Origin of the sequence: Micromonospora sp. NPDC048909 (genome assembly GCF_040649635.1) — a bacterium.
GTDB lineage: Bacteria > Actinomycetota > Actinomycetes > Mycobacteriales > Micromonosporaceae > Micromonospora.
In genome coordinates this window covers 630,490-648,815 of sequence record NZ_JBEZFU010000002.1, presented here as the reverse complement: position 1 = coordinate 648,815, position 18,326 = coordinate 630,490, and the positions used below count along the sequence as shown (strand labels likewise).

Here is an 18,326-nt window from a genome sequence, read left to right as displayed (position 1 = left end):
CACCGCTCACCTCCGGGTCGTCGGGCTGACCGCACCGTCAGGCCAATTCTCCCGACGACTGTGACAACCTCGGTAGTAACCCGGATCTTCCCGTGCGGTCCTTACCTATTCTCCTCGCCCGCTCAGGTCGCGCAGCCGGCGGGTCTGCGCCTCACGCTCGGCCCGCTGCTGCTCGGCGGCGGACCGGCCGATGGCACCGGCCAGCAGCGCCTTGATCTCGACCACCGCGTCCCGGTTGTTGGCCAGCAGCCCGGCGGTCAGGTCGCGCACCGCCCCGTCCAGGTCGGCCGGCGGCACGACCAGCGTGGCGAGCCCGATCCGGTCCGCCTCGGCGGCGTCCATCCGGCGGCCGGTGGCGCAGATCTCCAGCGCTCGGGCGTAGCCCACCAGGTCGACCAGCCGCTTGGTGCCGGCGAGGTCCGGCACCAGGCCGAGCGTCACCTCGGCCATGGAGAGCTTGGCATCCTCGGCGAGCACCCGCAGGTCACAGGCGAGCGCCAGCTGGAAGCCGGCGCCGATCGCGTGCCCCTGAACGGCCGCGACGGAGATGACGTCGGGGCGGTGCAGCCAGGTGAACCCGGCCTGGAACTCGGCGATCCGGTCGGCGCACTCCTGCTCGGGCAGGGTGGCCAACTCGGCGAAGGAGCCCGGCCCCGAGGCGCCGGCGACCGACAGGTCGAGGCCGGCGGAGAACGCCCGCCCCTCCCCCCGGACGACCACCACGCGCACGTCGCCGGGAAGGTCCCGGGAGAAGTCGCTCATCGCACGCCACATCGCCGGGGTCTGGGCGTTGAGCACGTCGGGCCGGCACAACGTGACCGTCGCGACCGGCCCGTCGCATTCCAGCCGAACCCCGGTCGCCTCGGCGGTCACCGGGCGGCCCGGGGGCCGGCGCTGATGGACGACGTAGCGGAGCGGGTCACGCCTTCTTACGGCGCCGGGCGCCGCCGCGCTGGCGCAGCTGCACTCCGGATTCGGTGAGAACCCGGTGGATGAAACCGTAGGAACGGCCGGTCGAGGCCGCGAGCGCGCGGATGCTCTCCCCCGACGTGTACCGCTTGACCAGGTCCTTGGCGAGCGTCTGACGCTCGGCTCCGACGATCCGGCGACCCTTCTCAGTGCTGGTGGCTGTGCCGGTGGCTGCCATGCTGTGTCCTCACGTCCCAGACTGTGCGGTTCGGATACGGTCCCACCTATTAGACCGTCTCGAACGATCATGCGCCAGATATCAACTCTTCGCCAACCGACACGCTATGCAATGTCAGCTACCCGATAGGGTGACGCCCGCGAGCCGTTCCGCCCGGTCCACCGGCGATCAGCCGATCTGGCGTCCGAGCGCGTTGGGCCACCGGCCCGTAACCTGCCGGGCGTGATGGATCTTTTCGGCACCGCTGCCGGCGCCGCCGTGGTGTTCGCCGCCACCGACATCGACGACATCGTCATCCTGACCCTGTTCTTCGTCGCCGCCCGCACTACCGGCCGGCCCCGACGCCGGCAGATCGTCGCCGGTCAGTACCTGGGGATCGGTGTGCTGGCGCTGGCCAGCGCGGTCGTCGCCGCCGGGCTGTTGGTGGTCCCCGACCCGTGGACCGGGCTGCTCGGCCTGTTGCCGATCGCGCTCGGCGTCCGGGCCCTGCTCGACCGCGACGACGAGCAGACGCCGGCGGTGGTGAGCGGCACGCTCGGCGTGGCCGGGGTGACCATCGCGAACGGCGCCGACAACGTCGCGGTCTACGTGCCGGTGTTCCGCGCCCTCGGCCCGGCCGACAGCGCGGTCTTCCTACTGGTCTTCGTGGTGCTCATCGCGCTCTGGTGCGCCGCAGGCGCCTGGCTCGGGGGGCATCCGCGGGTGGTCCGGCTGGTCGAGCGGGCCGGGCACTGGCTCGTTCCGGCCATCTTCGTGGCCATCGGGCTGGTCATCCTGATCGGCTCCGGCGTCGTGGGGCACCTGCTCGACCTGGCCCGCTGACCGGCCACCCCGACCGGGCCGCCGATCAAGCTGACCGGGCCGGCCGGGGCCGTTGCGCGCGACGCGGTCGGGTCAGGCCAGCTCGACCAGCTCGAGCAGATCGTCGCTCCACGCGTCCTCGTCGCCGTCGGGCAGCAGGATCGCCCGGTCGGGCTTGAGCGCCAGCACCGCGCCCGGGTCGTGGGTGACCAGCACGATCGCGCCGGGGTAGCGGGCGATCGCGTCGAGCACCTGCTCCCGGCTGACCGGGTCGAGGTTGTTGGTCGGCTCGTCGAGCAGCAGCACGTTGGCGCCGGAGCAGACCAGGGTGGCCAGCGCCAGCCGGGTCTTCTCGCCACCGGAGAGCACCCCGGCGGGCTTGTCCACGTCGTCGCCGGAGAACAGGAACGCACCGAGGATCTTGCGCAGGTCGGTGTCGGACTGCTCGACGGCGGCGCTGCGCATGTGCTCCAGGATCGTCCGGTCCACGTCCAGCGTCTCGTGCTCCTGGGCGTAGTAGCCCAGCCGCAGGCCGTGCCCGGCGTGCACCTCGCCGGTGTCGGGCTGGAGCAGCCCGCCGAGCATCCGCAGCAGGGTGGTCTTGCCGGCGCCGTTGAGGCCGAGGATGGCCACCCGGGAGCCCCGGTCCACCGCCACGTTGACGTCGGTGAAGATCTCCAGCGAGCCGTACGACTTGGACAGCCCGGTCGCGGTGAGCGGGGTCTTGCCGCACGGCGCGGGGGTGGGGAAGCGCACCTTGGCCACCTTGTCGGAGACCCGCACCTCCTCCAGACCGGAGATCAGCTTCTCGGCCCGGCGGGCCATGTTCTGCGCGGCGACGGTCTTGGTGGCCTTGGCCCGCATCTTGTCGGCCTGTGCCATCAGCGCGCCGGCCTTCTTCTCCGCGTTGGCCCGCTCCCGGCGGCGGCGACGCTCGTCGGTCTCCCGCGCCTCCAGGTAGGCCTTCCAGCCCAGGTTGTAGACGTCGACCACGGAGCGGGTGGCGTCGAGGAACCAGACCTTGTTGACCACCGACTCCAGCAGGGCGCCGTCGTGGGAGATCACGATCAGGCCGCCCTTGTGGTTGGCGAGGAAGCCACGCAGCCAGGTGATCGAGTCGGCGTCGAGGTGGTTGGTCGGCTCGTCGAGCAGCAGGATGCCGCCGCCGTTCTCACCGGCGTCGCGGAACAGGATCCGGGCCAGCTCGATGCGTCGGCGCTGACCGCCGGAGAGGGTGCCGATGGTCTGCGCGAGCGCCCGGTCGGGCAGGCCGAGGTTCGCGCAGATCCGGGCCGCCTCCGCCTCGGCCGCGTACCCGCCCAGGGAGGCGAACTGGTCCTCCAGCGCGCCGTAGCGGCGGACCAGCTTCTCGTCGGTGTCCTCGGCGAGCTTGGCCTCGAGCTCCTTCATCTGGGCCATCAGCACGTCCAGGCCGCGGGCGGAGAGCACCCGGTCCCGGCCGGTCACCTCGAGGTCACCGGTGCGCGGGTCCTGCGGCAGGTAGCCGATCGCACTGCGCTGGTCGATCTGCCCGGCGTACGGCTGCCCCTCGCCGGCGAGCACCTTCAGCGTGGTGGTCTTGCCGGCGCCGTTACGCCCGACCAGGCCGATCCGGTCACCGGGCTGCACGCGCAGCGTGGTGTCGGAGAGCAGGATGCGGGCGCCGGCGCGCAACTCCAGGCCGGTGGCAGTGATCATGTCGTGGGACTCGCTCTCGGGGTCTGGAAGGCTGACTCAGGGCACGCGAAAACGCCGGCGGGCGGTGGGCCCGTCGGCGCGGGGCGGTTCAGCCTTCGCAGCGCGGCACGAGACAAGTGTACCGGCAGCGCTCGGAGCACCCGTCGGATTACCACTCAAGATCATCGGGTACCGGAACTGCCGTCCGGACCCGGTCCGGTACCGCAACCACCCAACACGGACTAATCGGTGATCGGGGACAACATGGAGCTGAACGAGAACGCGAGGATCGACACCAGCCAGGTGGACGACCGACGTGGGTCCGGCGGCGGCGGACTGGGCGGAATACCCATCCCGATCGGCGGCGGCCGGGGTGGCATCGTCGGCATCATCATCGCCGTGCTGGTCGCCCTGGTCGGCGGCGGCTTCGGCATCAACGCCGCCACCAACGGCGGCGGGGACTCGACCGGAGACAACACCTCGCTGCAGCAGAAGTGTGCGACCGACGACGCGCTGCAGCAGCTCGACTGCCGCAACACCCTCTACGTGAACTCGATCCAGGCGTACTGGCGGACCGCGCTGCCGGAGAAGTTCGGCGAGCAGTACCAGCCCTCGAAGACGGTCTTCTTCAGCCAGGGCGTCAGCACCGGGTGCGGCCAGGCCGACTCCGGCGTCGGCCCGTTCTACTGCCCGGCCGACGACCTCGTCTACATCGACCTCACCTTCTACCGGGTGCTCGCCGACCAGCTCGGCGCGGAGGGCGAGTTCGCCCAGCCGTACGTGCTGGCCCACGAGTACGGCCACCACGTGCAGGACCTGCTCGGCACCGAGGCGCAGATGCGCCGCCAGCAGCAACGTGACCCGGACAACGCCAACGCGCTGTCGGTGAAGCTGGAACTCCAGGCCGACTGCTACGCGGGCGCCTGGGCCAAGAACGCCACCGGTACCGCCGACGAGAGCGGGCAGAAGATCTTCACCAGCATCACCGAGCAGGACATCCAGCAGGCGATCGACACCGCCGAGAAGATCGGCGACGATGCCATCTCCGAGCGCGCGAACCGGCCGGTGAACCCGGAGGAGTTCACCCACGGCTCGTCGGCGCAGCGCAAGGAGTGGTTCAGCCGGGGCTACCAGGGCGGCGACCCGAAGTCCTGCGACACCTTCGGTGGCACCCGCTGACACCGCGCCCGAGCGCGGCGGGACCCCGGCCACCGGGTCCCGCCGCCTGGCCCGAGGGCACCCCGGTGACCCGGGCCAGGCGGCCGCTCATTCGAGCCGTGAGACCTGGTAGTGACTGATCAGCCAGGCGTCGCCGACCCGGCGCACGATCACGCTCAGGTAGACGGGCAGCACCGGCCGGTCGGTGAAGGCGAAGTCGACCCGCAGATAGCCGAGGACGAGGTCGTCAGCGAGGCGCCGGGTCTCCCGGATGTCGTACGTGGCGGTCAGGCCGATCGGTTGGCCGGCGTAGTACTCGGCTACGCCGGCGGGGCCGACGGCGTACGGGCGCAGGCCCTGGAAGATCGCGTCGTCGGTGAAGTACGACGCGACCCGATCCGGCTCGTGCGCGTCGACCGCCGACCTCCACCGGTCGAGGACCGTACGCAGGATCTGGGACTCGGCGTCGGACATGACGGTCTCCATGCTCTTGAGCAGCGCGCCGGGGTCACCCGGCCGGCTGAGGCGGGTCGTTCGGGTGCGGCGACAACGGCGTGACGGTCTCGCGCCGCCAGGCGCGCAGCGGCATCGACGCGAGGACCATCTCCAGTTGGTCGGCGTCGTCGGCACGGAAGAGTCCCCAGGTACGCCACTCGCCCGGTGCCAGCGGTGGCCGCCACAGGCGCAGCAGGTTGCCCTGCGCCGTCAGCTCGGCCGAGCGCGCCGCCTCGCGCCTGCGCATGTCGGCGACCTCCTCCTCCGACGTGCCGGCCGGCACCGTGGTGACCATGTCAACCAGAAACTCCACCGTCAGCCTCCACTCACCGGACGGGGACAACGCCCCACATTCTGCACCAAAGCCTCCTCCTGGGCGCCGCAGTCGACTCCCACGGGCCTGCCCGCACCGCCGCCGGCCGCTGAGGTCAGCCAGCGCGTTCGGGTGCCGGGTCGCGGAGCCGGATCTGTACCGCGCGGGCCGCGCCGACCGCGGCGACCAGCACCGCGTGCCGGGGCTCCGGCACATCGAGCAACCGCTCGGCACGCAGCGGCACGAGCGGGGCCAACCGCCGGTCGGCCAGCACGGTGTCCACCGCCCGCCGATCACCGCCGCAGATCACCGCCGCCAGGGTCGCCGCCTGCGGCAACAGCAGCCGTACGGCCAGTTCAGCCGCGTCACCCAGGGCCGCCTTGGCCTGGTTGTCGCGCCGTCGGGCGAACCGCTGCTGCGACCAGCCCCCCGCGGCGGTGCGCCCCTGCACATAGCGGGTGTCCACCTTGGAGACGACCAGGTCGGTGCCCTCGGCCACGCCGACCGCCGCCGCGCCCTTACGGGCCAGCAGCAGGCCGAGCCGGCGCGGCGCGACGGCGGCAGCCACGAACCCGGGCACGTCGGTGCTCGCCGGCGCGCCGGGCGGGGCGTGCAGCTCGGCGGTCGCGCCGTCGGGGGCGGCGAGCAGCAGGCCGTACCCCTGGGCAGTGGTGGTGGGCGGGCCGTGCCGGTCGGCGAAGCCGTCGACCCAACGGGCGACGCGGGCCGGGTCGACCTCGACCCACCGGCCGCCCCCGGCAGCGGGTCGACTGGTCATCGCCCGACCGTACGGCACGGGAGGCCCCGCCGGCTCGCCGGGCGGACCGACCCGCAAGGGCGACGGCGAACCGGGACGGCCGGCCCCCGAGGGACCACGGCGAACCGGGGCGGTCGGCCTCGACGACCACTGCGAACCGGGCGGCCCGGCCCGAACGGCGACGGCGAACGGGGCGGGCCGGTCACCACGGCGACGACGGCGCGGCCCGGGCGGGCGCTCAGCCCGGCAGCAGCGTGGCCACCGCCAGGGCGGCGATGAGCGCGCTGGAGACCAGGCCGGTGACCAGCCGGCCACGCGGTCCGGCCAGCGCCCGACCGACGACCGTGCCGCCGCCGGCGACGAGCAGTTGCCAGCTCGCCGACGCCAGGAACGCGCCCGACACGAAGAGCAACGCGCCGACCGCGTCCGGCTCGGCGGAGTCCCGGCGCCCGAGCACCAGCGCGGCGAAGTAGAGCACCGTCATCGGGTTCAACAGGGTCAACCCGAGCACCGCCGCGTAGGCCCGGCCGGGTGTGCTCAGGCCCCGTCCCTTCGGCGCGGCGGGCTCCCGTTCCGGGTGGCGGGCGGACCAGGCCCGCCACAGGCCGTGAGCGGCCAGGCCGAGCAGCACCAGCGCGGCCACCACCCGCAGCGGGCCGGCGACCGGCGCGATGACCCCGGCGAGGCCGGCGCCGCCGAGCGCGGCGACCGCCGCGTACAGCCCGTCGGCCGTCGCCACCGCGAGCGCCGCGGCCGCACCGACCCGGAACGACGTACGGGCACTGAGCCCGAGGATGAGGATCGCGATCGCGCCGACCGGGATGGCAACGCCGTAGCCGGCCACCAGGCCGGCGAGGAACGCGCCGCTCACGACGGTGGGCGGTGGATCGAGACGGCGACCCGGGCGGTGCGCTGTCGACGCACGGCGGTGGCCGCGCGGACAGGGACCTGCTTCGGGTACGCCTCGATCATCCCGTCATCCTGGGCCGTAGCCCGCGCGCCCGCCACCGGATTTCCGGCGACCAGACCCACGTGGATGCCCACGCCCCGCGCCCAATCCCCCGGCCACCGCCCGCGCCGCGCCGCGCCGGCCCACGGCACGTGCCTCCCGGCGCCAACGCAAGGATCGTGCTCGATCTGCGAAGTAGTGGCATCCGTGATGCGGCGAGACCACCAGATCCAGGATCAAGCACGATCTTGCGGGGAGGCGGAGGCCCGCAGGCGCGGACTGTCGGGGCGACGTGCGCACGCGCGGACGCCGCGGTGACGTGGGCGGGCGCGAACCTGGCGGGCGACGTGCGCAGGCGTGCCCGCGGGTGGGGGCGCGCGGTGCGGCGCGAGCCGGAACGAATCGAGCGCGGCGCCCCGGGCGGGGCGCCGCGCTCGATCGGTGTCGAACGTCGGTCAGACGTTGAAGCCGAGGGACCGGAGCTGGTCCCGGCCCTCGTCGGTGATCTTGTCAGGCCCCCACGGCGGCAGCCAGACCCAGTTGATCCGGATGTCGTTGACCAGGCCGCCGCCCGGGCCGGTGGTCAGCGCCTGCCGCGCCTGGTCCTCGATCACGTCGGTCAGCGGGCAGGCCGCCGAGGTGAGCGTCATGTCCAGGGTGGCGACGTTCTCGTCGTCGACGTGCACGCCGTAGACCAGGCCCAGGTCGACCACGTTGATGCCGAGCTCCGGGTCGACGACGTCCTTCATCGCCTCCTCGATGTCGGCGATCATGGCCTTGCTGACGCCGACCGACGGCGTGGCGGCGTCACCGGCACCCGGCGTCGCATCGCTCGTCACGGCGTCGGTCTGCGGCGCCACAGTGGCGTCGCCGGTCGCCGGCGTCGCCGCGGTGGCGGTTTCCTCGCTGCTCATGCCTTCACCTCCGGGCTCGCGCCCACCCCGGCGCGTGCCGCGGCGTCCTTGAACGCCATCCACGGCAACAGCGCGCACTTGACCCGGGCGGGGTAACGGGCCACGCCCGCGAACGCCACCCCGTCACCGAGCACGTCCTCGTCCGGCGTGACCTGCCCACGCCCGGACATCAACTCGACGAACGCCCCGTGCACCTCGAATGCTTCCCCGGCGCCCCGACCGCGCAGCAGCTCGTGCAGCACGCTCGCCGACGCCTGGCTGATCGAGCAGCCCATCCCGTCGTACGAGATGTCGGTGAGCACCGCACCGTCGGTGGCGACCCGCACGGTCACCTCGTCCCCGCAGGTCGGGTTGACGTGGTGCGCCTCGGCGGTGCGGGCGCCCGGGTCGTCGGCGTCGCGCAGCCCCCGCCCGTGCGGATGCTTGTAGTGGTCCAGGATGATCTCCTGGTAGAGCTGGTCGAGCTGCATCAGCTGAACACCTTCCGTACCTGCTCCAGACCGCCCACCAGAGCGTCGATCTCCTCCGTGGTGGTGTAGAGGTAGAACGAGGCCCGGGTGGTGGCCGGCACCCCGAAGCGGGTGCAGACCGGGCGGGCGCAGTGGTGGCCCACCCGCACCTGCACACCGAGTGAGTCGAGCACCTGACCCACGTCGTGCGGGTGCACGTCGCCGAGCGCGAACGAGATGGTCCCACCCCGGCCCACCGGCACCGTCGGCCCGAAGATCCGCAGGCCGGGCACCGTGCCGAGAGCCTCCAGCGCGTACGCCGTCAGCTCCTTCTCGTGCCACTGGATGGCCCGCATGCCGATGCCGGAGAGGTAGTCGACCGCGGCCCCGAGGGCCACCGCCTCGGCGATCGGCGGGGTGCCCGCCTCGAACCGGGCCGGCGGCGCGGCGAACGTCGAGCCCGCCATCGTCACCGTCTCGATCATCGAGCCACCGCCGAACACCGGCGGCATGGCCGCCAGCAGCTCGGACCGGCCCCAGAGCACGCCGATGCCGGTCGGGGCGCACATCTTGTGCCCGGTGAAGACGATGAAGTCCGCGTCGTAGTCGACCACGTCCATCGGCAGGTGCGGCACCGACTGCGAGCAGTCCAGCAGCAGCAACGCGCCCACCTCACGGACCCGCTGGGTGATCCGCGCGGTGGCGTTGACCGTGCCGAGGATGTTCGACATGTGCACCAGCGAGACGATCTTCGTCCGTTCGGTGACCAGGTCGTCCAGGCCGGACTCGTCCAGCCGGCCCTGGTCGGTGACCGGGAACCAGCGCAGCGTCGCGCCGGTGCGCTCGCAGAGCAGCTGCCACGGGACGATGTTCGAGTGGTGCTCCATCTCGGAGATCACCACCTCGTCCCCCGGGCCGAGACGGAACCGCGGGTCCGCGTCCGAGCGCAGCGACGCGTTGGAGAACGCGTACGCCACGATGTTGATCGCCTCGGTGGAGTTCTTGGTGAACACCACCTCGTCCGGGCTCGGCGCGTTGATGAACGCGGCGACCTTGGCCCGCGCGCCCTCGTACGCCTCGGTGGCCTCGGTGCCCAGGGTGTGCACCGAGCGGGACACGTTGGCGTTGTGCCGGGCGTAGTGCTCGGCGAGCACGTCGAGCACCTGCCGCGGCTTGTGCGAGGTGTTGGCGCTGTCGAGATAGACCAGCCGGTGCCCGTTGATCTCCCGGTCCAGGATCGGGAAGTCGGCGCGCACCTTCGCCACGTCGTATCGCGGCACGTCGTCGTACTGCGGCATCCCGGGCGGGATCGCGATGGTGGTCATCTCAACTGGTCCTCTGTCTGTCAGGCCCGCGCCGAGCCGGCCCCGGCGGCGTAACGCTCGTAGCCCTCGTCCTCGAGCTTGTCGGCCAGCTCCGAGCCGCCCTGCTCGACGATCCGGCCAGCTACGAACACGTGCACGAAGTCCGGCTTGATGTAGCGCAGGATCCGGGTGTAGTGGGTGATCAGCAGCATGCCGGTGTCGCCGGTGTCGCGGACCCGGTTGACCCCCTCGCTGACCACGCGCAGCGCGTCGACGTCGAGGCCGGAGTCGGTCTCGTCGAGGATCGCGATCTTCGGCTTGAGCAGCTCCAGCTGCACGATCTCGTGCCGCTTCTTCTCACCGCCGGAGAAGCCCTCGTTGACGTTGCGCTGGGCGAACGCCGGGTCCATCTGCAGCCGCTCCATGGCCCCGCGCAGCTCGCCGCCCCAGGTGCGCAGCTTCGGCGCCTCACCGTCGATGGCGGTCTTGGCGGTACGCAGGAAGTTGGCCACCGACACGCCGGGCACCTCGACCGGGTACTGCATGGCCAGGAAGAGGCCGGCGCGGGCCCGCTCATCCACGGACATGGCCAGCACGTCCTGGCCGTCGAGGGTCACCGAGCCGCCGGTGATCTCGTACTTGGGGTGGCCGGCGATCGAGTAGGCCAGGGTGGACTTGCCGGAGCCGTTCGGACCCATGATGGCGTGCGTCTCACCGGAGCGCACGGTCAGGTCGACACCGGCCAGGATCGGCTTGAGCTCACCCTCGGGCAGCTTGACCGACACCTTCAGGTCGCGGATCTCCAGGGTGCTCATTTAACGGGTCACTCCATTGCTCGGCGTCAGGCTGACGTAGATGTCGCCGTCGCGGACTTCGACGGGATAGACGGGTACGGGTTCGGTGGCGGGCAGCCCGGTCGGCTCGCCGGTACGCAGGTCGAAACGGGAGCCGTGCAGCCAGCACTCCAGCGTGCAGCCGTCGACCTCGCCCTCGGAGAGGGCGACCGCGGCGTGCGAGCACTCGTCGTACACGGCGTAGAAGTTGCCGTCCTCGCCGTGCACCAGGGCGACCTGGGTCCCGTCGATGTCCGCGCTGATCGCGGTGCCCTTCGGGACGTCCTCGGTGGAGCAGATCCGGATCATCAGGCGCCCGCCTTGGCGAGCCGATCCTCAATCGCCGCACCGAGCCGCTCGCGCAGCTCCTCGACCGGGATCTTGTTGATCAGCTCGGCGAAGAAGCCGCGTACCACCAGCCGCCGGGCCTCGCTCTCCGGGATACCCCGGGCCATCAGGTAGAACAGCTGCTCGTCGTCGAAGCGGCCGGTGGCGCTGGCGTGGCCGGCGCCGGCGATCTCGCCGGTCTCGATCTCCAGGTTGGGCACGGAGTCGGCCCGGGCGCCGTCGGTGAGCAGCAGGTTCCGGTTGATCTCGTACGTGTCGGTGCCGGTCGCCTCGGCCCGGATCAGCACGTCACCCACCCAGACGGTGTGCGCGCTCTCGCCCTGCAGGGCGCCCCGGTAGCCGACGTAGCTGCGGCAGTCCGGCACCGAGTGGTCGACCAGCTGCCGGTGCTCCAGGTGCTGCCCGGAGTCGGCGAAGTAGACGCCGTAGAGCTCGGCCTCGCCACCGCGGTCGGTGTACTCCACCGAGGTGTACTGCCGGACCAGGTCACCGCCGAGCGAGACCTGGATGTGCACCACCTTGGCGTCCCGGCCCAGCTTGACCTTCAGGTGCTGCGCCTGCACCGCGTCGTCGGCCCAGTCGGCGACGGTGACCAGGGTCAGCTTCGCCCCGTCGGCGACCGCGACCTCGACGTTGTCGGCCAGGGTCGCGGAGCCGACGTGCTCCAGCACCACGGTCACCTCGGCGAACCGGCCCACCTCGACGAAGGTGTGCCCGAGGGCCAGCCCGTCGACGCCGCCGCCGACCGCGCGCAGGTTCACCGGCGCCGGGACCACCGCGTCGCGGGCGACCTGCACCAGCAGCACCTCCGCGGCACCGCCGTACGCCAGCGCGCTGACCCGGTCGACCGGGGTGAGCACGCTGCCCACCCGCGGGTCGTCCTTGGCGATCCGGCCGACGGTGACGCCCTCGGGCAGGTCGCCGTACTCGTGCCGGAGGGTGCCGGTCGCGGTCTGAGCCCCGCCGACCAGCCCGCGCAGCCGCTTGAGCGGGGTGAAGCGCCAATCCTCCTCCATGCCCGTGAGGGCCGGGAAGTCGGCGACGTCGTACGAGCGGAGCGCCTGCGACTTGGTGCTGGGCGGCGCGGAAGCCTGGGTAGTCATCTCTTCCTTGGTCTGTTCTGCGATTAGTCGGAGGGTCGGTCGGGCTGGTCTCGACCCGGCGCGGCGGGTCGGGGCCGCGCGAGGATCCGTCGGCGTCAGCCGACCGCGCCCTCCATCTGGAGCTCGATCAGGCGGTTGAGTTCCAGCGCGTACTCCATGGGGAGCTCCTTGGCGATCGGCTCGATGAAGCCGCGAACGATCATCGCCATCGCCTCGTCCTCGCTCATGCCCCGGCTCATCAGGTAGAAGAGCTGGTCCTCGCTGACCTTGGAGACGGTCGCCTCGTGCCCCATCGACACGTCGTCCTCACGGATGTCGACGTAGGGGTAGGTGTCCGAGCGGGAGATGGTGTCGACCAGCAGCGCGTCGCACTTGACCGTGCTCCGGCTGTGGTGCGAGCCCTCCATCACCTGGACCAGGCCGCGGTACGAGGTGCGGCCACCGCCCCGGGCGATCGACTTGGAGATGATCGTGCTGCTGGTGTGCGGCGCGGCGTGCACCATCTTGGCGCCGGCGTCCTGGTGCTGCCCCTCGCCGGCCATGGCGACCGAGAGCACCTCACCCTTGGCGTGCTCACCGAGCATGTAGACCGCCGGGTACTTCATGGTGACCTTGGAGCCGATGTTGCCGTCGACCCACTCCATGGTCGCGCCCTCCTGGCAGACGGCGCGCTTGGTGACCAGGTTGTAGACGTTGTTCGACCAGTTCTGGATGGTCGTGTAGCGGCACCGGGCGTTCTTCTTGACGATGATCTCGACGACCGCGCTGTGCAGCGAGTCGGACGAGTAGAGCGGCGCGGTGCAGCCCTCGACGTAGTGCACGTACGCGCCCTCGTCGACGATGATCAGCGTCCGCTCGAACTGGCCCATGTTCTCCGTGTTGATCCGGAAGTAGGCCTGCAGCGGGATCTCCACGTGCACGCCCTTCGGCACGTAGATGAACGAGCCACCGGACCACACGGAGGTGTTCAGCGCGGCGAACTTGTTGTCGCCGACCGGGATCACCGTGCCGAAGTACTCCTTGAAGATGTCCTCGTGCTCGCGCAGCGCGGTGTCGGTGTCCAGGAAGATGACGCCCTGCTCCTCAAGGTCCTCACGGATCTTGTGGTAGACGACCTCGGATTCGTACTGCGCCGCGACACCGGCGACCAGCCGCTGCTTCTCCGCCTCGGGGATGCCCAGCCGGTCGTAGGTGTTCTTGATGTCCTCGGGCAGGTCCTCCCAGCTGGTGGCCTGCTTCTCCGTGGACCGGACGAAGTACTTGATGTTGTCGAAGTCGATCCCGGTGAGGTCGGCGCCCCAGGCCGGCATCGGCTTGCGGTCGAACAGCCGCAGGCCCTTCAGCCGCAGGTCGAGCATCCAGGCCGGCTCGTTCTTCTTCGCCGAGATGTCCCGCACCACCGCCTCGTTGATGCCGCGCTGGGCGGCGGCCCCGGCGGCATCCGGGTCGGCCCAGCCGTACTCGTAGCGACCCAGAGCGGCGAGCTGCTCCTCCTGGGTCAGGGGCTGGACGATCTGCTCGGTCATTTATCTGTCCTCACAGTGGTGGTGATGGTCTTTCCGGACTGGGCACGCCCGGGCTGGGTCGGGATGTGCGTGGTGCACACCCCGTCGCCGTGCGCGATGGTGGCCAGGCGCTGCACGTGGGTGCCGACCAGACGGGAGATCACCGCGGTCTCAGCCTCGCACAGCTGGGGAAACTCGGCGGCCACGTGCGCCACCGGGCAGTGGTGCTGGCAGAGCTGACCGCCGGAGGCGATCGTGGACGCGTTGGCAGCGTAACCTTCGGCGGTCAACGCCCCGGCGAGCGCCTCCGCCCGGGCGAGCGGGTCGTCGCCGGCGTCCTCCATGGCGGCCCGGCAGCGGGCCTCCAGGGCGGAGACCTGCTCGGCGGCGAACACCTCGACCGCCTCGGGGCCGCCGGTGCTGGCGATCCAGCGCAGCGCGGCGGTGGCCATGTTGTCGTAGTGGTGGGTGCCGCAGCGGCCGCGGCCTGCCTCGGTCAGCACGAAGACCTTGGCCGGGCGACCCCGGCCCCGGTGACCCTGGACGGTCTGCTCCCGGGCGATCACGTCACCGTCAGCGAGCATCGCGTCGAGGTGCCGGCGGATGCCGGCCGGGCTGAGCCCGAGCGCCGACCCGAGCTGGGCGGCGGTGGTCGCCCCCTGCTCCAGCAGCAGCTGGGTGACCCGGCCACGGGTGGAGAGGTCGGCGGCCGCGCCTGCGGGCACGGGCTGACCGGCGACCGGAGCGGTCGCCGACCGGTGCCCCGAGACCCCTGCCGCCTTTTTCACAACGCCAACGTTACGTAATTCACCCAGGGGCCGCAAACCCGGGTCCCGGTGATCCCCGACACCGAGCGGGCGGAGTCACCCGATCGTGGATCAACTACGGTGCGTAGGATTCGCTCCGTGAAGCGATCCGTCCGGTTCCCGGTCTCCACCACCCTGCTGCGCCGGCTCGCGCTGGCCTCGATCATCGCGAACGTCGGCATCGTGGTCACCGGCGGGGCGGTCCGGTTGACCGCGTCCGGTCTCGGCTGCCCCACCTGGCCCCGGTGCACCGACGCGTCCTACGTCGCCACCACCGAGATGGGGGCGCACGGGGCGATCGAGTTCGGCAACCGGATGCTCACCTTCGCGGTGGGCATCATCGCGTTCGCCACCGTGCTCGCCGTGCTGGCGCACCGACCCCGCAAACGCGGGCTGATGCCGCTGGCGGTCGCGGTCTTCCTCGGCATCCCGGCCCAGGCGGTGGTCGGCGGGATCACCGTGCTGACCAACCTCAACCCGTGGGTGGTCGGGCTGCACTTCCTCGCCTCGATGGCGGTGATCGCCGCCGCGTACGCCCTGTGGCGGCGGATCGTCGACCCGGACGGGCCGACGACGCCCACCGTCCCCGGCCCGCTGCGCACCCTCGCGCGGATCACCACGCTGGTCGGCGCGGCCGTGTTGGTGGTCGGCACCTGGGTCACCGGCAGCGGTCCGCACGCCGGCGACCAGGGGGCGGCGCGCAACGGACTGGACCCGGAAACGATCTCCCAGGTGCACGCCGACGGCGTCTTCCTGCTGATCGGGCTCTCGGTGGCGCTGGTCTTCGCGTTCCGCGCGGTGGGCGCCGACCGGGCGTACCGGGCCGCGCTGGTGCTGCTCGCCGTGGAGCTGGGTCAGGGCCTGATCGGCTTCGTGCAGTACTTCACCCACCTGCCGGCGGTGCTGGTCGGCGCGCACATGCTCGGCTCCTGCCTGGTGCTGCTGGCCACCCTGCACGTGCAGTGGTCGACCCGCGAGCGCCGGCCGGTCGCGCCGAGCACCACGCCCACCCCGGCCCCCGAGCCGGTCACCGCCGCCGCCTGACCCCACCCCGGCCCTCGCGGGCCGGTCCTCGGGCCGGTCGGCGGAGGCCGAGGGATCACCGTTCGCACGCTTTGCTCTGCTGCACCCGGGAAGCACCCACCGTCCGAATACCGGACGGTGGGTGCTTCCGTCGCTGAAGCAGAGCAAAGGCGGAGGAAGCGGGGCGACGGCGAGCGCTACGGCTACCTGCGGCGCACGCGTCCGGAGGGAGATCAGGCCCGGCGGGCCAGGTGGGTGACGATCGCCTCGGCGAGCCGGTCGGCGGCGCCCTCGGCGTGGGCCAGGAAGAGCGACGGCTCGGTGAGCTCCAGCTCCACCAGGACCGGCGACCCGTCCGGGCCCGGGATGAGGTCCACCCGGGCGTAGAGCAGCCGTTGCGCGCCGCCCGGCACCGCCGCCAGGGTCTTCTCCGCGACGGTCAGCTCGTCCGGCCTGGCCGCCCGGGAGGTGATCTCCTCGGGCTTGTAGAGCCCGTCGACCCCCAGGTCGGGCCCGGTGAGCATCGGGCCCTTGCGGATGGCGTGGCTGAACGCCAGCCCGTCCGGGCCGGTCAGGAAGAGCAGCGCCGTCTCGCCCGCGGTGTCCACCGCGCTCAGGTAGGGCTGGACCATGGTGACCCGACCGGCGTCCGACAGCCGCCGGACGTGCGCCGCCGCCAGCTCCCGGTGCTCCGGGTCGGCCAGGTCGTAGCGGCCGGTGTCCTGACTGCCCGCGCTCACCGCGGGCTTGATCACGTATTCGCCGGTCTCGGCGGGGGCCTGCCAGGACTCGCCCGGCGCCACCCACCCGGTGGGCACCGTCGGGATCCCGGCGGCGGACAACTCGGCCAGGTAGCGCTTGTCGGTGTTCCAGCGGACCACATCGGCCGGGTTGACCAGCGCCGGCACGGTGGCCGCCCAGGCGATGAACTCATCGCGCCGCAGCGCGTAGTCCCACGGTGATCGGAGCACCGCGAGGTGGTAGCCGGACCAGTCGACGGCGGGGTCGTCCCAGACCGCCGCCTCGGCGACGATCCCCCGGGCGGCCAGCGGGGCCAGCAGCAACCGGTCGTCCGGGTCGAGGTCGGCCAGCTCGGTACAGGTGATGAGAGCGACCCGGGGTTCCCCCCGGGTCGGCTGGTGGTGGTTGGTCAATTTATCAACGGGCCATCGCGCGACGGGCCATCGACCGCCAGAGGTCGTTGCTCGGCCGCATCTGGTCCATGAGTTCCCGCTCCCAGGCGTTCTCCACGGTGACTCCCGCCTTGGCGCAGGCGTCCCGCGCGACGACGGTGTCGTCCGCGAACTGGTCGCCCCACGCCCCGTCCTCACCCACGAGGACGATGCGAGCGCCGCGCTTGCCGACGTACTCGATGACCGCCTTCGCACCGCCGTGTCCGGCGGCGAACGACTTGATCCCCGCGACCAGCCCGGTGGGGGCCGGTTCGGTGTGCTCAGCCGTCAGCGTCGTATCGGAACCATCTGCCATGACGCGAAGCCTAAGCAGACTTCCACCCAGGCGGGCGACAACCATGAAGCTTTTGTGATGCCAATTACCCGACGGTTTAAGGAAGGCCACAGGTATTTCGCCCGGTTTTATCCGGACTTACAGCGGCAAAACTTATCGACGAACCCGCCCGAGCTGGCACAGGTTGAGCCCATCCGGCTCATGCCGATAGTTGCCTGGATGTGACGTCAAACTCGGACAACTCATCCATGATGATGATTTGTCAACAGGTAGCCCGAGCCCCGGGCCGGCCGTCGCCCCCGGCGAGGGAGACCTCAGAGCAGCGCGTCGAGCGCGACCGCGGCGAAGAGAATGGTCAGGTACGTGGTCGACCAGTGGAAGAGCCGCATCGGCTTGACCGCCTCGCCGCGCGCCGCCCGGCCACAGAGCCGGTGCGCCTCGACCAGGAAGATGGCCCCCACCACCAGCGTCGGCACGCCGTAGATGGCGCTCATGCCGAGCGGCCAGACCGCCAGCGAGGTCAGCACGGTCAGCCAGGCGAAGATCAGGATCTCGGTGTTGACCCGGCGGACCGACGCGACCACCGGCAGCATCGGGATCCCCGCCCGGGCGTAGTCGTCCTTGTACTTCATCGCCAGCGGGTAGAAGTGCGGCATCTGCCAGAAGAAGACCACCGCGAAGAGCCCCCACGCGGCCGGCGCGAGCGAGCCGGTGACCGCGGCCCAGCCGATCAGCACCGGCGCGGCCCCGCAGGCGCCGCCCCAGAAGGTGTTCGCCGGAGTCGTCCGCTTGAGCCAGAGCGTGTAGACCAGGTCGTAGTACGCGATCGCGGCCAGGGTGAGCCCGGCGGCCAGCAGGTTGGTGAAGACCGCCATCAGGGCGACCGAGATCACCGCCAGCACCAGCCCGAAGATCAGCGCGTTGCGCGGTGACACGGTGTGCGCGGGCAGCGGGCGCCGCTTGGTGCGCCGCATCAACTGGTCGATGTCCCGGTCGATGTAGCAGTTGAGCACGCTGGCCGCACCCGCCGCGAGTGATCCGCCGATCAGCACCACGGCGACCAGCCAGAGCGACGGCAGGCCGCCGGCGGCGAGCATCATCGCCGGCACGGTGGTGACCAGCAGCAGCTCGACGATCCGAGGCTTGGTCAGGGCCACGTACGCCCCGACGATCGCCCGCACGTCCCGCCGCGGCGTGACCGAACCCTCCGCCGCCCGCACGGGCGGCTGCCCGGCGGAGTCGCTCACGGGGCGCTCGGTGATCATGCTCACGGATTG

At 71.6% G+C, this 18,326-nt stretch carries 21 protein-coding genes; 3 read left to right on the top strand and 18 right to left on the bottom strand.

The features are described 5' to 3' along the window. Positions 1 to 105: 105 nt before the first annotated feature. Positions 106 to 873: an enoyl-CoA hydratase/isomerase family protein gene (locus AB0C04_RS09185; protein WP_357050638.1), complete on the bottom strand. Its 768-nt coding sequence runs from the start codon at positions 871 to 873 to the stop codon at positions 106 to 108. 46 nt (positions 874 to 919) lie between these two features. Beyond that, a complete protein-coding gene (locus AB0C04_RS09180; protein ID WP_007462679.1) occupies positions 920 to 1,147 on the bottom strand; it encodes a helix-turn-helix domain-containing protein in 228 nt (75 codons plus the stop codon). A 225-nt stretch (positions 1,148 to 1,372) separates the two neighbouring features. On the opposite strand from AB0C04_RS09180, the gene AB0C04_RS09175 reads away from it, so the two are divergent. Beyond that, positions 1,373 to 1,969 (top strand): cadmium resistance transporter, encoded by a 597-nt coding sequence (locus AB0C04_RS09175; RefSeq protein ID WP_357050808.1) that lies wholly within the window; start codon positions 1,373 to 1,375, stop codon positions 1,967 to 1,969. Between the two features lie 72 nt (positions 1,970 to 2,041). Here AB0C04_RS09175 and AB0C04_RS09170 read toward each other — a convergent pair whose 3' ends face one another. Then, entirely contained in the window at positions 2,042 to 3,646 is a 1,605-nt protein-coding gene (locus AB0C04_RS09170) for an ABC-F family ATP-binding cassette domain-containing protein (RefSeq protein ID WP_357050635.1), read from the bottom strand. 243 nt (positions 3,647 to 3,889) lie between these two features. Here AB0C04_RS09170 and AB0C04_RS09165 point away from each other — a divergent pair, with 243 nt between their 5' ends. Further along, positions 3,890 to 4,804, top strand: a complete 915-nt coding sequence (locus AB0C04_RS09165; RefSeq protein WP_357050805.1) for a neutral zinc metallopeptidase — start codon at positions 3,890 to 3,892, stop codon at positions 4,802 to 4,804. Between the two features lie 87 nt (positions 4,805 to 4,891). On the opposite strand, the gene AB0C04_RS09160 is transcribed toward AB0C04_RS09165, so the two are convergent. The 12 genes from AB0C04_RS09160 to AB0C04_RS09105 all read right to left on the bottom strand — a co-directional run bounded on the left by AB0C04_RS09160 (position 4,892) and on the right by AB0C04_RS09105 (position 14,541). Next, positions 4,892 to 5,257, bottom strand: coding sequence for a DUF4440 domain-containing protein (locus AB0C04_RS09160; protein WP_357050632.1), 366 nt, complete (start codon positions 5,255 to 5,257; stop codon positions 4,892 to 4,894). Between the two features lie 34 nt (positions 5,258 to 5,291). Then, on the bottom strand, positions 5,292 to 5,591 hold the full coding sequence (locus AB0C04_RS09155) for a muconolactone Delta-isomerase family protein (protein WP_357050629.1): 300 nt from the start codon (positions 5,589 to 5,591) through the stop codon (positions 5,292 to 5,294). Between the two features lie 115 nt (positions 5,592 to 5,706). Continuing rightward, positions 5,707 to 6,369 carry an acVLRF1 family peptidyl-tRNA hydrolase gene (locus tag AB0C04_RS09150; RefSeq protein ID WP_357050625.1) on the bottom strand — a complete coding sequence of 221 codons (663 nt, stop codon included), beginning with the start codon at positions 6,367 to 6,369 and terminating at the stop codon, positions 5,707 to 5,709. 217 nt (positions 6,370 to 6,586) lie between these two features. Then, on the bottom strand, positions 6,587 to 7,219 hold the full coding sequence (locus AB0C04_RS09145) for a LysE family transporter (RefSeq protein ID WP_357050622.1): 633 nt from the start codon (positions 7,217 to 7,219) through the stop codon (positions 6,587 to 6,589). Positions 7,220 to 7,752: 533 nt separating this feature from the next. Then, entirely contained in the window at positions 7,753 to 8,211 is a 459-nt protein-coding gene (locus AB0C04_RS09140) for a metal-sulfur cluster assembly factor (RefSeq protein WP_357050618.1), read from the bottom strand. Further along, positions 8,208 to 8,681, bottom strand: coding sequence for a Fe-S cluster assembly sulfur transfer protein SufU (gene sufU, locus AB0C04_RS09135; RefSeq protein ID WP_357050616.1), 474 nt, complete (start codon positions 8,679 to 8,681; stop codon positions 8,208 to 8,210). Before sufU ends, AB0C04_RS09140 begins: the two co-directional genes overlap by 4 nt. Further along, a complete protein-coding gene (locus AB0C04_RS09130) occupies positions 8,681 to 9,985 on the bottom strand; it encodes a cysteine desulfurase (RefSeq protein WP_357050613.1) in 1,305 nt (434 codons plus the stop codon). The genes sufU and AB0C04_RS09130 overlap by 1 nt, the downstream gene beginning before the upstream one ends. 20 nt (positions 9,986 to 10,005) lie before the next feature. Beyond that, entirely contained in the window at positions 10,006 to 10,779 is a 774-nt protein-coding gene (gene sufC, locus AB0C04_RS09125) for a Fe-S cluster assembly ATPase SufC (protein WP_357050610.1), read from the bottom strand. Continuing rightward, positions 10,780 to 11,106, bottom strand: coding sequence for a non-heme iron oxygenase ferredoxin subunit (locus AB0C04_RS09120; RefSeq protein WP_350872704.1), 327 nt, complete (start codon positions 11,104 to 11,106; stop codon positions 10,780 to 10,782). Further along, on the bottom strand, positions 11,106 to 12,248 hold the full coding sequence (gene sufD / locus AB0C04_RS09115) for a Fe-S cluster assembly protein SufD (protein WP_357050607.1): 1,143 nt from the start codon (positions 12,246 to 12,248) through the stop codon (positions 11,106 to 11,108). The genes AB0C04_RS09120 and sufD overlap by 1 nt, the downstream gene beginning before the upstream one ends. 95 nt (positions 12,249 to 12,343) lie before the next feature. Beyond that, complete coding sequence (gene sufB / locus AB0C04_RS09110) at positions 12,344 to 13,774, bottom strand: Fe-S cluster assembly protein SufB (protein ID WP_357050604.1); 1,431 nt, start codon at positions 13,772 to 13,774, stop codon at positions 12,344 to 12,346. Continuing rightward, positions 13,771 to 14,541, bottom strand: a complete 771-nt coding sequence (locus AB0C04_RS09105; protein WP_357050601.1) for a transcriptional regulator — start codon at positions 14,539 to 14,541, stop codon at positions 13,771 to 13,773. Before AB0C04_RS09105 ends, sufB begins: the two co-directional genes overlap by 4 nt. A gap of 99 nt (positions 14,542 to 14,640) precedes the next feature. Here AB0C04_RS09105 and AB0C04_RS09100 point away from each other — a divergent pair, with 99 nt between their 5' ends. Next, positions 14,641 to 15,603, top strand: a complete 963-nt coding sequence (locus AB0C04_RS09100; RefSeq protein ID WP_357050598.1) for a COX15/CtaA family protein — start codon at positions 14,641 to 14,643, stop codon at positions 15,601 to 15,603. Positions 15,604 to 15,815: 212 nt separating this feature from the next. Here AB0C04_RS09100 and AB0C04_RS09095 read toward each other — a convergent pair whose 3' ends face one another. The 3 genes from AB0C04_RS09095 to AB0C04_RS09085 form a co-directional block, all read right to left on the bottom strand. Further along, positions 15,816 to 16,736, bottom strand: a complete 921-nt coding sequence (locus tag AB0C04_RS09095) for a hypothetical protein (protein WP_357050595.1) — start codon at positions 16,734 to 16,736, stop codon at positions 15,816 to 15,818. A gap of 4 nt (positions 16,737 to 16,740) precedes the next feature. Next, on the bottom strand, positions 16,741 to 17,070 hold the full coding sequence (locus AB0C04_RS09090) for a hypothetical protein (RefSeq protein WP_350872693.1): 330 nt from the start codon (positions 17,068 to 17,070) through the stop codon (positions 16,741 to 16,743). Between the two features lie 293 nt (positions 17,071 to 17,363). Then, on the bottom strand, positions 17,364 to 18,320 hold the full coding sequence (locus AB0C04_RS09085) for a heme o synthase (RefSeq protein WP_357050592.1): 957 nt from the start codon (positions 18,318 to 18,320) through the stop codon (positions 17,364 to 17,366). Positions 18,321 to 18,326: the final 6 nt, after the last annotated feature.